This is a genomic window from Leisingera sp. M658, from assembly GCF_025144145.1.
GTDB lineage: Bacteria > Pseudomonadota > Alphaproteobacteria > Rhodobacterales > Rhodobacteraceae > Leisingera.
Genome location: NZ_CP083546.1, coordinates 3,113,069 through 3,124,846 on the forward strand (window position 1 = coordinate 3,113,069; position 11,778 = coordinate 3,124,846).

Below are 11,778 nucleotides of genomic sequence, written 5' to 3' on the forward strand. Positions count from 1 at the left end.
TGCGGGCTACCTGCCGGACTGGCAGCACATGCCCCTGATCGTGCAAAATGCTTCACAACCGCGTTCCCCGCAATGGCTGACCGGGCTGCAGCGGGCACTCGGGCCGGGTCTGCAGCGGATCAGACAATAGTTAATATCCAGTCCCTTTCAGCACCACGCCTGCGGTCCGCCAGATCAGCCCCAGATCCCGGCCCAGCGACAGGCTGCGCCGGTATTCGAAATCCGCGTGCATACGGCTGGCAAAGCCGGCTTCATTGCGGACCGAAACCTGCCAGATGCCGGTGATACCCGGACGCAGTTCGTTATAAGCGCCGGCATCACCATACAGCGGCAGCTGTTCCGGCATCATCGGGCGCGGGCCGACCAGGCTCATATCGCCAACCGCCACGTTCCACAGCTGCGGCAGCTCATCCAGCGAGGTCGCACGCAGAAAGCGGCCAACCTCTGTGATACGCGGATCGTTCTTCAGCTTTTGGGTGTCATCCCATTCCTGGCGCAGCGCCGGGTCGGTCTCAAGATAATACTGCAGCAGGTGGTCTGCATCGCGCACCATGGTGCGCAGCTTCAAGATGCGGAAGACCTGCCCGCCGCGGCCCAGACGGGCCTGGGTGTAAAACGGCCGGCCACCCTCCAGCCAAAGCGCTGCCGCACACAGCGCAATCAGCGGCAGTACCAGCGGCAGGCTTAGAATCACCAGCAGCAGATCCAGCCCCCGCTTGCCTGCCGCGGCATACGCACCGCCTGCCCCCTGCCTGGACCGTCGCGCCTGAGCGATGCCCTTCAAAGCCGCATTTATGTTGGCTGCTTGCATCTGTTGCGCGGCCATTGCTGGCCGCTGCCGTTCGATTTCAGCCCGCATAAAAGACAGCCCCGCCCCTCCGGGAACCATGTCTTTCATTCGAAAACCCCCGCTCTCCAGCCTTAAATCCTGCTGGACCGCCGCCTCAATAGACGGCCGTTCAAACTCAACCCCGCATTCCGCAAATCTTTGACAGCGAAATGCCATTACTGATTTTCAGATTCAGAACCGGCCACGCCCCCACGCGCCCGCATCTATTTTGGAAACCGCCCAATTCCCCGGCGGCAGTTCAGCGCTGCACTTTTCTGCAGCCCGTCTTATTTAAAGCAAATTTTAGAAATTCCGCACAAAATGTGAAAAAAGGCCGGAAAAACCCGGAAACCCCATTTGAATAGAGATTGCCCGGAGACAATTCGCACTTCTTCCAAGCCATTGTTCACGCGGGAGCGCTATGCCTGTTCGGGCTGCGGGGATCTGCGGCGCCACGGGCCGGTTTATTTACCCCGGAACTGCCCCGGGCTTTGGCCTGTCCAGCGCCGGAACGCATCGCTGAAACTATTCAGCCCGGAGTAACCCAGGAGAAAGGCGATTTCGGCCAGGGCCAGGCCGCTTTCGCGCAGATAGCGAATTGCCAGCGCCTTGCGCAGTTCTTCAAGAATGGTGAAGTAGCTGGTTCCCGTTTGCGCCAGTTTGCGCGACAGGGTCCGCGGGCTCATCCCCAGGTCCGCCGCCACAGTGCCAAGCGTGGCCGAGCCGCTGGACAGCCGCGCAGAAACCGCGTCTTCGACCTGTGCTGCAAGACCTGTATTTTTGCGGCCCCGAGCCTGACCCGCCAGAAGCTGATCTCCATAAGACCGCAGCACGCGCAGCAGAACACCGTCGGCGCCGGCCAGCGGCAGCTCCAGATCTTCAGGCCTGAAGACAAACCGGCTAGCCGGAGCGCCGAACTCCACCGGGCAGCCGTAGAATGCCGAGACTTCATCCTTTCCGCCGCTGCGCTGATGGCTGAAGGCTGCCTTTTGCGGTTCAATCCGGGATTCAGTTCCGTCACGAAGGGCGGCAAAGAACACCGCTGCCAGAAATTCAATGTACTGATGCGCGTGCAAACCGGGCTCCGCTCTGCACGTCCAGGTGAACTCGCCGTGCGAAGCAAGCCGGGAGGTCTCCAATTCCCAGACCTCGCTCATGACGCCGGCGTAACGCGCGATGTTACGCAAAAAACAGCCTGCAGTCGGCGAACTCCGCGCGATGTAGCCCAATAGCCCAGCCTGCCGCAAATCCGTTGCACAGCCGAGACGGAAGCCGAACAACGGGTCGCCGGTCAGTTCCGCCGCACGTTCAAAGAAGCCCGCGATTGCCGCAAACGGTGCTGCGGGGTCTTCCTTACTCAGCAGCGCCTGGCCGAAACCGGTTCCCGCAAATACTGCCGCAGGTGTATAGTCACGGGCCAGAAGATGGCGCGCGGCCAACTGGGCAAAAATCGCATTATGCGGTGCCGGAGTGCCGGGCATATTTGCAGTACCTCCTGTCACTGTTACGCGTTCGCCGCCTTGTTCCGGCGCGGCACAAGCCACCGGGCTGCCGGTTCCCGTATTCCGCGCCGCCGTCCCTGGCGGGACCGGCGGGCGAAGGGCCGCCGGTGCCTGAACTCTAATGGATTTTGGGGACCGGGCGCAGAGCTGGATAGGCTGTCTTTTGCACAAATCCTGCGCGCGTTAGCCCATGACGCGCATACGTTCGGACAGTACCTTCGCCATACGGGTATTCAGCCCTATACCGTCGGGCGGAGCGCCCGCTTGCCGGAGCAGAGAATCAGCGCCATAAGCCCGGTAACGCAATGGCAAAGGAAGTGAGGGCATCATGCAGCCTCCCCGCAACGGCACCGGCTGGCTGGCCGCAAATCTGGACGGAGACACGCTTTCAGCCTGGGAAATGGCCGGCAGCACAGCGGGGCCGGCCCAAGTGCTGCACCTGCAGGACAGCCGTCCGCCCGCGCTGGCGGCAGCGTTGCGGCAGGTGCTGGGCGGCGCGCCGCGTCCGGTGCTGCTGGGCGGCACTGCCCTGGCGCCGCCGCATCCGGTTCCGGTGCGGCCGGCCGGGCTGCCGGTGGCAAAAACAGTGTTGGACGGTATGCCGGTTCACGCGCTGCCAGGGCTGAGCCAGGCCGCACCCTGCGGGTTGATGCAGGGCGCTGCGGCTGCGGTCAGCGGCTTCTTGCGGCTGAACCCGGATTGGGACGGGGTGATCTGCCTGCCGGGCATGGTGACCCATTGGGTGCAGATCAGCGCCCGGGAAGCTGTCAGTTTTCAAAGTGCTTTGACCGCCCAGCTGGCACAGGTTGCGATACAGGGCATGGCACTGGAGGCGGCAGGCGCCTGGGACAAGGCAGTATTAGCAGAGGCGGTGGCAGACGGCATTGCCAAACCCGAGCAGCTGGCAGCGCGGCTGGCTTCGGTTCAGGCGGCTGCGGCGTTGGGACAGCTGCCCGCTGAAGCTGCGCGGGCGCAGATCTGGGGTTATTTTCTGGGCGCCGAACTGGCGGCTGCCCGGCCTTACTGGCTGGGCCAGAACCTGGCCTTGATCGCCGACCCGTCTCTGCAGGCTTTCTATGCCGCGGCATTGGACGCGCAAGCACTGCCGGTCACCTTGGCGGATCCTGGCCGCATGACGCTGCAAGGGCTGATCGGCGCCTGGCCAGGTTAGGTGTACCGCCTGCCAGCCTTCGCTGCCCTGGCAGTCCGCCAGCGGGACCGCATCATAAGGGCCGCAAACCAAGGTGTTTCAAGGTCATCCGAAGTGCTCCCGCGCCTGCAGGTGTCCCGGCTGTGCCGGGGCCCCTTGGCAGCCTTGGGCGTGGCGCCGCACAAAGTGCGGCGCCACGCCCAACGGGCACAGGCTTTCCGTCAGGAAGGCCGAAGCCGGGCGGGAGCGCTCCGCGGATGCCGGGACATTTCAAGTTTCTGTCTTGTAACGAATTCCCTTGCCGGGCGGAGTTTCCGGCGGGCCTGCAAAACACTGGGCGATGTTCATCCAGCTGACGGCAGTTTCACCTGACAGCTGCAGCCCGCTGTCTGCAATGCTGCGCACCTGCGTGACCACCTGGGCAAATTCCACCGCCGAGCCTTTGATAAATTCCCTGTCCTGCGGCGCGTTCCAGTCCCAGACTGCTCCGGACGGCCCGGTCAGCTGCACATACGGCGCAGGCTCCGGCACCGCCAGCCCGCGGTTGCGGAAACTCCAGCCGTAGGTCGCCACGCCCAGATGCGCGATGTTGCGGATGCGGTCCTGCTCTTGCCGCTCCAGCCCTAAAAGATCGAACACTTCCTGGCCATGCGCCCAGGTCTCCATCTGCCGGGCAGTGACCGAACTGAGCGCGCTCATGTCCGGTCCGATCCATTTCAACCGCTGTTTTGGATCCGCCTTGGCAAAGGCATCGGCGCAGGACTCCGCCCCGAGCCGCCAAGCTTCATACAGTGCCCGGCCTGACAGGCCGTTCAACCAGGGAAATTGACAGTCCAGGATGGGTTTGCCCGCCTGCATGTGCCGCAGCACCGGGGCGATGAAGGCGGCAAATGCCTCATCTCCTTGCAACGCTGCTTCTGCCGCGGCGTTGAATAGATGCAGATGCCCCAGCACGTGATCAATGGTCCAACCCTTGAACTGGGTCGCACGGTGGAACTCCGCCTCTGGCAGATCCTCCAGAATGGCCGCCAAGGCGCGGCTTTCGGCACGGAAATCTTCGGCCTGCTGCATATCTGTTCCCCGGTTGTGTCCGGCCGCAGACTAGCGGCCAGGCCATCAGGCCAGAACCCTGGACCGCACGTCACAAACGGAAGAAAGGCGTTCAGACCCCGGATATTGACTGGAACGCGCGCCCGGCAGCCTCGAAGTTGCGGCAGAGCGGTGCGGTCAGCTTGGACTGCGCGGCATAGTAGGCACCGGTGCGGCACAGCTGCGCGGCAAACTCCGGGTGCACCCCGGCGTCATCATACTTGCGCACCCGCTCCTGGCTAAGCCAGCCGCGGCTCTTGACCTCTTTCTGGATCAGCTCCAGCCGCTGGATGCAATGCAAGGCGGTATAGGCCGAGAGATACTCAAGGTATGCGCCGATCTCATGGCCGCAGCCAGGGTCAAAAGTCTCAATCATCACATCGGCCATTTGATCGGGAGCGATGGGCCAGGTCTCATCGCCGATCAGCCAGGCGAAATCCTCGGCCCCGTGGCGCAGGCCCGCATATTCGAAATCAAACCAGCGCACAAACCCGTCGTCCCCGATCGCGGCATTGCCTGCACGGCAATCCCATTTCAGAAACTGAACTCCGGGCTGCTCCATGAATTCGGCGACTGCCGGATAGTCGAATGAAGCGGGGATGCCCATGGAATAGGCTTCCAGTGCGCCGGCTGAGCTGACAAAATTGCGGATCCAGCTGCGGTTGGCGCCAAGATGCGGCAGGACGCTGTGCAGTTCGGTTTTGCGGGCGGCTGCCTGGATGCGGAAGATTGCGGCGCAGGCCTCTGCCGCCAGTTCCAGCTGGTCGCCCGGCGCATGTTCGATAATCTCTTCGCTGAGCCGGACCTGACCGGTGTCTGATTGAAACAGCACATCGTTGTGAACGCCCAACACCTGCGGAATGTCATCGCAATGGGGCGCCAGCTGCTCAAGCACGAAAGCCTCCAGATGGGTGCGGCGGAAGTTGGCGCGCAGGGTGGCGATCACGGTGCGATCCTTGAAATGCAGCCGCAAGGAGGACCGCGACTTCCCCCCCGGCGCCGAGATTTCCCGCGGCTCTTCGCCCAGAACCTCCCAGGCCGCCCCCGCAATATATGCTGAGCGTTCGTCAAATCTGCCATCAGCCATTCCTGGCACCCTATCCCAGCCTGCCGCCCGTAACCGGTGCGGATTCCCTTTTGTGAGTTAACACCCTGGCGACAAAAGGCGGCGCTTTTCGGGACAGATTTGGGCAATTCCCGTTCTCCACTGGCTGATTCGGACGGCAGCAACCGGGGTGCACGGGTCAATTGGAGGTGGAAATAAAACAATGGCGCCCCCATCAGGCCATTTGTTTCCGCCCCCGGCCTCCTTCGTTGAAATATTGACTAAAATGCGGTGGAAGTTTGGCCCTTCCGGCCCGTTTTCCTACTCTCGTTCAATGCGCGTTTGCGGCTGGCGGAAAGCTGCAGCGCCACTGTGATTCAAGATTTTTCTGGGGGTAGAAAAACATGGGCCGGGGACATTTTTCATATGGCTGGGGGCGCGGGAATGCGTCCTGGGGCGGCAAGCAGGCTTGCGGCGGCAACAGCTATTACAACGGCGGCGTGCAAGGCGGGCATTTCGGCCGCTGGTACGACAGCACCCTGTCTGACCGCTATGGCTGGAAGGGCAAGGGCAGCAAAACCTGGTGGCAAGACAAGGACCCGGACGGAACCGGAGGCACCAAGGGGTCCAGCGGCACGAAAGGGTCCGGCGGCACAAAGGGATCTGGCGGCTCCTATGGGGCTGGCGGCTCCAATGGGTCCGGTGGCACAAAAGGATCGGGCGGTACAAAAGGATCGGGCGGCACAAAAGGCTGTGGTGGATCCAAGGGCTGGGGCGGCAAGGGCCATCACGGCACGAAACACTGGTGGCACCGCGAAGAAGACGATTGGAACAGCAATGGAAGCGGAGGATCGGGCGGCACCGGAGGTTCCGGTGGATCCGGCGGCACGCATGGGTGCGGCACCGGCACCAAGGGCACAGGCGGTTCGGGTACGGGCGGTTCGGGTACGGGCGGCACCAATGGGACTGGCGGGACCAAGGCAACAGGCGGGACCAAGGGCACCGGAGATGGCGGCGGCAATGGCGGCGGCGATTCCGGCAAAACCTCGGTCACGTTTGAGATCGGCGGCAATGGCGACCCCAGTGTCTCGGTCGAGGTGCTGCAGACTCCGCAAGGGCAGCTGTTCATCAAGATGGAGCCAACGTCCTGGGATGGCGAGGTTGCCGATATCGACGGGCTGTTCTTCAACATGGCGGAAGACTCCAGCGTCGACGGCCTGAATTTCTTTCCGGATGAAAATGCGCTGCCGGTCACCGGCCACGCGGCCAGTGCCAACGCCGTCAATGCGCTGGACACCGGCACCACCGTGCCCGGCAATTTTGACGGCATGGTGCAATTCGGCCAGGCGCCGGACAGCACCGATGGCACCGTCACCAATGCCAACTTCACCCTGTGGTCCGATGCCGGGCTGACGCTGGACGATATCGACCTTAGCAGCATGTCGCTGGTGGTCAGCAACCCGGACGGCTCGCAGCAAGTTCTGGAGGGCGGCTATGATCCGGCAGCTGCGGCCAGCAGCGGTGCATCTTATGCCAATGGAGGGGTGACCGGTGACGGGCTGAGCAATTGGTATGATGCCAATCTGGCCGACCAGTTCCAGGGCAGCAGCGAACCCGGCACCGAGGATATCATGGCACTGATGAACCAACCGGTTGGCGGCACCATGCCTGGCAGCGGAACCGAGGGCGGTGCCGAAGATCTATATGAGATCGCCTGAGCCGGCCTGACCTATTCCACACATCCAGCAGGAGGGCGCAGCAGAGCGCCCTCTTGACGTATAAAACAATGTCAGGGCAGCGGATCCGTCTTGAACAGGCGGATTTTCAAGCCGCCATGCGCCACAGGAGCGCCAAAGGGCAGGAACGGCAGGTTTGCAGCCTTGGCCAGCCCGGTTTCCGAGGTGACAATGCCGACGCGCCAGCCGGAGAACCGCTCCTTCAGCACCTGCCCCAAGGCGCCGTACAGCGCAAACAGCAGCTTTTTGTTGCCGATCCGCGCGCCATAAGGCGGGTTGACGATGACCAGGCCGGGCGGGCCGCCGGGGCGCTGCAGATCACTGACTACGGCTTGGGCAAAACGGGTGCAATCCGCCACGCTGGCGCGGTCCGCATTGGCCGCGGCCATCTCAACCGCGCCTTCGTTGCGGTCGGAGCCGTGGAACAGCAGATCTGTTTCGCGGGCCTCACCTTGCTGTTTCAGCGCGGCCCAGGCCTCGGCATCAAATGTGGCCAGTTTTTCAAAGGCAAAGCTGCGGCTGCGGCCGGGCAACAGGCCCTTGGCGATCTCTGCCGCCTCGATCACAAAGGTGCCGGAGCCGCACATCGGGTCCACCACCGGCTCGGCCCCGTCATAGCCGCATTCACGCAGGAACATCGCCGCAAGGTTTTCGCGCATCGGCGCCTTGCCGACAGCGGATTTGTGGCCGCGCTTGTGCAGGCCCTCGCCCGAGGTATCGACGCTGAAGACGCAGAGGTTGTCCTCGATCCGCAGCTTCACCGTCAGTTCCGCGTCCTTGGTCACTGGCGCACCAAGGGTTTCCGCGATGGCCTTTTCCACCCGCTGGGCGGCGGCGCCGGCGTGGTAGATCTTGGACTTTTTGTTGGTCGCGACCTCAACCTTGACCGGCACATCCGGGCGCAGCACGTCGCCCCAAGGAAATTTGCGCGACCGTTTGTCGAGCTGGGCCAAGTGAAAGGCACGAAATTCACCGATCCGCGCCAGCACCCGCGCGGCGCCGCGCACCGACAGGTTGGCGCGCCAGACCTCGGGCCAATCCCCTTGCACTGTAACCCCGCCGGGAACCGCCTTGGGTGCGGCAAATCCCAGCTCCTTGGCCTCGGCCAGCAGCGCCTGTTCCAGTCCCGGCGCTGCGGTCAGGAAGATCTCAAATGTGCTTTCTTGCGTCATGCCGCCTCCTTAGCCGCAAAGCCTGCGCACGGCGACTGTTTTTTCCGCAACCGCATAAGCGGAAAGTACCGTGGCGTCACAACCGTTGATGCTGCAATGCGGCATTCCAACCCCTCACCTCCCCCGACCGGATGGAGTTGTAAATTTCAAATAAAAACAGATGCATACGCATTACTAAAAAATTAGTTTGACAAGATATTCCAACCTATGAAAGCTCTATAGCAGTCAGGTGCAGATCACGCACAACTGGCCTTAAGCGACTTTCAGGGAGGAAAAGATGCGTAAGTATCTTTTGTCCGCAGCCGCCGTTTGCGCGATGGTTGCCGGATCAAATGGCTATGCCGACGAAATGGCGGCCAAAAAATGGATTGATGAAGAATTCCAGCCATCGGTGCTGACCAAGGATGAACAGCTGTCTGAGATGCAGTGGTTCATTCAGGCAGCCCAGCCGTTCAGCGGCATGGAAATCAACGTGCTGTCGGAAGGCATCCCGACGCATTCCTACGAATCCGAAGTGCTGACCAAAGCCTTTGAGGAAATCACCGGCATCAAGGTGAACCACCAGATCCTCGGCGAGGGCGAAGTGGTTCAGGCGGTGCAGACCCAGATGCAGACCAAGCGGAATCTCTATGACGCCTATGTCAATGACTCCGACCTGATCGGCACCCACTCGCGTCTGCAGCTGGCCTATAACCTGACCGACATGATGGCAGGCGACTTCAAGGACGTGACCAACCCGGATCTGGACCTGGATGACTTCATGGGCACCCAGTTCACCACCGGCCCGGATGGCGACCTGTACCAGATGCCCGACCAGCAGTTTGCGAACCTTTACTGGTTCCGCAAAGACTGGTTCGACCGCGAAGACCTGCAGGCCGCGTTCAAGGAAAAATACGGCTATGACCTGGGTGTGCCGGTCAATTGGTCCGCCTATGAGGACATCGCCGAGTTCTTCAGCACGCAGGTGAAGGAAATCGACGGCACCGCGATTTATGGCCACATGGATTACGGCAAGCGCGCGCCTGACCTTGGCTGGCGGATGACCGATGCCTGGCTGTCAATGGCCGGTGCCGGTTCCAAGGGTGAGCCGAACGGCGTGCCGATCGACGAATGGGGCATCCGCATGGAAGCCGGCACCTGCAACCCGCAGGGCGCCAGCGTCAGCCGCGGCGGTGCTGCCAACGGACCGGCAGCGGTCTATGCGATCCGCAAATGGGACGAATGGCTGCGCAAATACGCCCCTCCCGGTGCCGCGTCTTATGACTTCTACCAGTCGCTGCCGGCACTGGCACAGGGCAACGTGGCGCAGCAGATCTTCTGGTACACCGCATTCACCGCCGACATGGTGAAACCGCAGTCCGAAGGCAACAACACCGTTGACGAGAGCGGCACACCGCTGTGGCGGATGGCGCCGAGCCCGCATGGCCCCTATTGGGAAGAAGGCCAGAAGGTCGGTTATCAGGACGTGGGGTCCTGGACCTTCCTGAAGTCCACCCCGGTGGATCGCGCGCAGGCGGCCTGGCTTTATGCCCAGTTCGTAGTGTCGAAGACCGTGGACGTGAAGAAATCGCATGTGGGTCTGACCTTCATCCGCGATAGTTCGATCAACCACGAAAGCTTCACCGAGCGTGCACCGAAACTGGGCGGCCTGGTCGAGTTCTACCGCTCGCCCGACCGTGTGGCATGGTCGCCGACCGGCGTGAACGTGCCTGACTATCCGAAGCTGGCCCAGATCTGGTGGCAGCAGATCGGTGACGTCAACTCTGGCGCCTTCACCCCGCAGGAAGCGATGAACCGTCTGGCCGAGGAAATGGACATCACCATGGCCCGGATGCAGCGTGCGGACGAGCAGGCCAGCGTCTATGGTGGCTGCGGCCCGCGCCTGAACGAAGAGAAAGACGCAGAGTGGTGGTACGCCAATGGCGGCGCCAAGCCGCCGCTGGAGAACGAGAAACCCGCAGGCCAGACCGTCAACTATGACGAGCTGGTGGCCCGTTGGGCGACTGAGTAAGCCTCTCCTCCCGGTCCGGCCAGGCTCCCCATCGCCCGGCCGGGCTGAACCCAGGCCCCGGAGACACTTTCCCGTCTTCGGGGCCTTCTTCCCCAAAAGACTGCGCGCCCCTGCCCCCATTTGCACCTGGGCGCAAACAGGCCGCCTGCCAGAAAGTCAAAGCAAGATGGCACTCGAACTTAAGGGTGTGACCAAGCGCGTCGGCGCCATTCAGCACATCAAGGACACCTCGCTGGTGCTGGAACCCGGTCATTTTAACGTTCTCCTCGGCGCCACCGGCTCCGGTAAGACCTCACTGATCAAACTGATGGCGGGCCTCGACCCGATGGCCAGCGGGCAGGTGATAATGGACGGCGAGGATGTCAGCCGTCTCAGCACCCAGAAACGCAACATCAGCCTGGTGCATCAGTTCTTCATCAACTACCCGCATATGACGGTGTATGAGAACATCGCCTCGCCGCTGAAAGTGGCCGGTATGGCCAAGTCGGAAGTTGCCGGCCGGGTTGAGGAAGCCGCAGACATTCTGCAGCTGAAGCCGATGCTGCACCGCCGCCCGCATGAGCTGTCGGGCGGCCAGCAGCAGCGCTGCGCGCTGGCCCGTGCGATTGCCAAGGAAAGCCGCGCGGTGTTCCTGGATGAGCCGCTGGCCAACCTCGACTACAAACTGCGCGAGGAGCTGCGCGACCAGCTGCCCGAGCTGTTTGCAGGCCGCGGTGCGGTGGTGGTCTATGCGACCTCGGAACCCGAAGAGGCGCTGCTATTGGGGGGCAAGACCGCACTGATGCGCGACGGCCGCGTCACCCAGTTCGGCCCCACCGCCGAGATCTACCGCAACCCCGGCAATGTCGATGCGGCGCGGGTGTTCTCGGACCCGCCGATCAACACCGCCGAGATCATCAAGCAGGGCAGCATGGCCCGCCTTGGTGCAGGCGTCACCTGGCAGCTGAACGGCGATGCAGCGAACCTCAGCGATGGCACCTACACCATCGCGATCCGCCCGCATCACGTGCTGCCTGTGGCGAAAAACGGCGCCCAGGTGCAGCTGTCGGGCCAAGTTCAGGTAACCGAGCTGTCCGGCTCTGAAAGCTCGGCCCATTTCGACATGGGCACCGGATCGGACACAGGCAGCTGGGTCTCACTGGCCCACGGCGTTCATCCCTACCGCGTGGGTGAGTTGCACGATTTTTACATGGACCCCGCGCAGGCTTACTACTTTGCCCCTGACGGCAGCCGCGCGGCGTGAG

Annotated in this window: 9 protein-coding genes; 4 read left to right on the top strand and 5 right to left on the bottom strand. The window is 62.5% G+C overall.

Annotation, left to right across the window (positions count from 1 at the left end):
• Positions 1 to 130: 130 nt before the first annotated feature.
• Together K3724_RS15425 and K3724_RS15430 are read right to left on the bottom strand one after the other, a co-directional pair.
• Complete coding sequence (locus K3724_RS15425; RefSeq protein WP_409201422.1) at positions 131 to 859, bottom strand: sugar transferase; 729 nt, start codon at positions 857 to 859, stop codon at positions 131 to 133.
• Between the two features lie 434 nt (positions 860 to 1,293).
• Complete coding sequence (locus K3724_RS15430; RefSeq protein ID WP_259986754.1) at positions 1,294 to 2,310, bottom strand: AraC family transcriptional regulator ligand-binding domain-containing protein; 1,017 nt, start codon at positions 2,308 to 2,310, stop codon at positions 1,294 to 1,296.
• Positions 2,311 to 2,659: 349 nt separating this feature from the next.
• Between K3724_RS15430 and K3724_RS15435 the strand changes: the two genes are divergently transcribed.
• Entirely contained in the window at positions 2,660 to 3,502 is an 843-nt protein-coding gene (locus K3724_RS15435) for a 2-dehydro-3-deoxygalactonokinase (protein ID WP_259986755.1), read from the top strand.
• 249 nt (positions 3,503 to 3,751) lie between these two features.
• On the opposite strand, the gene K3724_RS15440 is transcribed toward K3724_RS15435, so the two are convergent.
• A complete protein-coding gene (locus K3724_RS15440) occupies positions 3,752 to 4,552 on the bottom strand; it encodes a TIGR03084 family metal-binding protein (RefSeq protein ID WP_259986756.1) in 801 nt (266 codons plus the stop codon).
• Positions 4,553 to 4,643: 91 nt separating this feature from the next.
• Positions 4,644 to 5,657 (bottom strand): hypothetical protein, encoded by a 1,014-nt coding sequence (locus K3724_RS15445; protein WP_259986757.1) that lies wholly within the window; start codon positions 5,655 to 5,657, stop codon positions 4,644 to 4,646.
• 362 nt (positions 5,658 to 6,019) lie between these two features.
• Between K3724_RS15445 and K3724_RS15450 the strand changes: the two genes are divergently transcribed.
• The gene (locus K3724_RS15450) at positions 6,020 to 7,333 is read left to right on the top strand and encodes a hypothetical protein (RefSeq protein ID WP_259986758.1); all 1,314 of its coding nucleotides are present in this window, start codon (positions 6,020 to 6,022) and stop codon (positions 7,331 to 7,333) included.
• Between the two features lie 71 nt (positions 7,334 to 7,404).
• On the opposite strand, the gene K3724_RS15455 is transcribed toward K3724_RS15450, so the two are convergent.
• Complete coding sequence (locus K3724_RS15455) at positions 7,405 to 8,523, bottom strand: class I SAM-dependent RNA methyltransferase (protein WP_259986759.1); 1,119 nt, start codon at positions 8,521 to 8,523, stop codon at positions 7,405 to 7,407.
• Between the two features lie 277 nt (positions 8,524 to 8,800).
• Here K3724_RS15455 and K3724_RS15460 point away from each other — a divergent pair, with 277 nt between their 5' ends.
• Both K3724_RS15460 and K3724_RS15465 read left to right on the top strand, forming a co-directional pair.
• A complete protein-coding gene (locus tag K3724_RS15460) occupies positions 8,801 to 10,534 on the top strand; it encodes an ABC transporter substrate-binding protein (protein WP_259986760.1) in 1,734 nt (577 codons plus the stop codon).
• Between the two features lie 166 nt (positions 10,535 to 10,700).
• Positions 10,701 to 11,777 carry an ABC transporter ATP-binding protein gene (locus K3724_RS15465; RefSeq protein ID WP_259986761.1) on the top strand — a complete coding sequence of 359 codons (1,077 nt, stop codon included), beginning with the start codon at positions 10,701 to 10,703 and terminating at the stop codon, positions 11,775 to 11,777.
• Position 11,778 lies beyond the last annotated feature (1 nt).

Bases quoted from the DNA above. Each gene is read 5' to 3' on its own strand.
- K3724_RS15425 (WP_409201422.1), bottom strand. From the start codon at position 859: ATGCGGGCTGAAATCGAACGGCAGCGGCCAGCAATGGCCGCGCAACAG.
- K3724_RS15430 (WP_259986754.1), bottom strand. From the start codon at position 2,310: ATGCCCGGCACTCCGGCACCGCATAATGCGATTTTTGCCCAGTTGGCC.
- K3724_RS15435 (WP_259986755.1), top strand. From the start codon at position 2,660: ATGCAGCCTCCCCGCAACGGCACCGGCTGGCTGGCCGCAAATCTGGAC.
- K3724_RS15440 (WP_259986756.1), bottom strand. From the start codon at position 4,552: ATGCAGCAGGCCGAAGATTTCCGTGCCGAAAGCCGCGCCTTGGCGGCC.
- K3724_RS15445 (WP_259986757.1), bottom strand. From the start codon at position 5,657: ATGGCTGATGGCAGATTTGACGAACGCTCAGCATATATTGCGGGGGCG.
- K3724_RS15450 (WP_259986758.1), top strand. From the start codon at position 6,020: ATGGGCCGGGGACATTTTTCATATGGCTGGGGGCGCGGGAATGCGTCC.
- K3724_RS15455 (WP_259986759.1), bottom strand. From the start codon at position 8,523: ATGACGCAAGAAAGCACATTTGAGATCTTCCTGACCGCAGCGCCGGGA.
- K3724_RS15460 (WP_259986760.1), top strand. From the start codon at position 8,801: ATGCGTAAGTATCTTTTGTCCGCAGCCGCCGTTTGCGCGATGGTTGCC.
- K3724_RS15465 (WP_259986761.1), top strand. From the start codon at position 10,701: ATGGCACTCGAACTTAAGGGTGTGACCAAGCGCGTCGGCGCCATTCAG.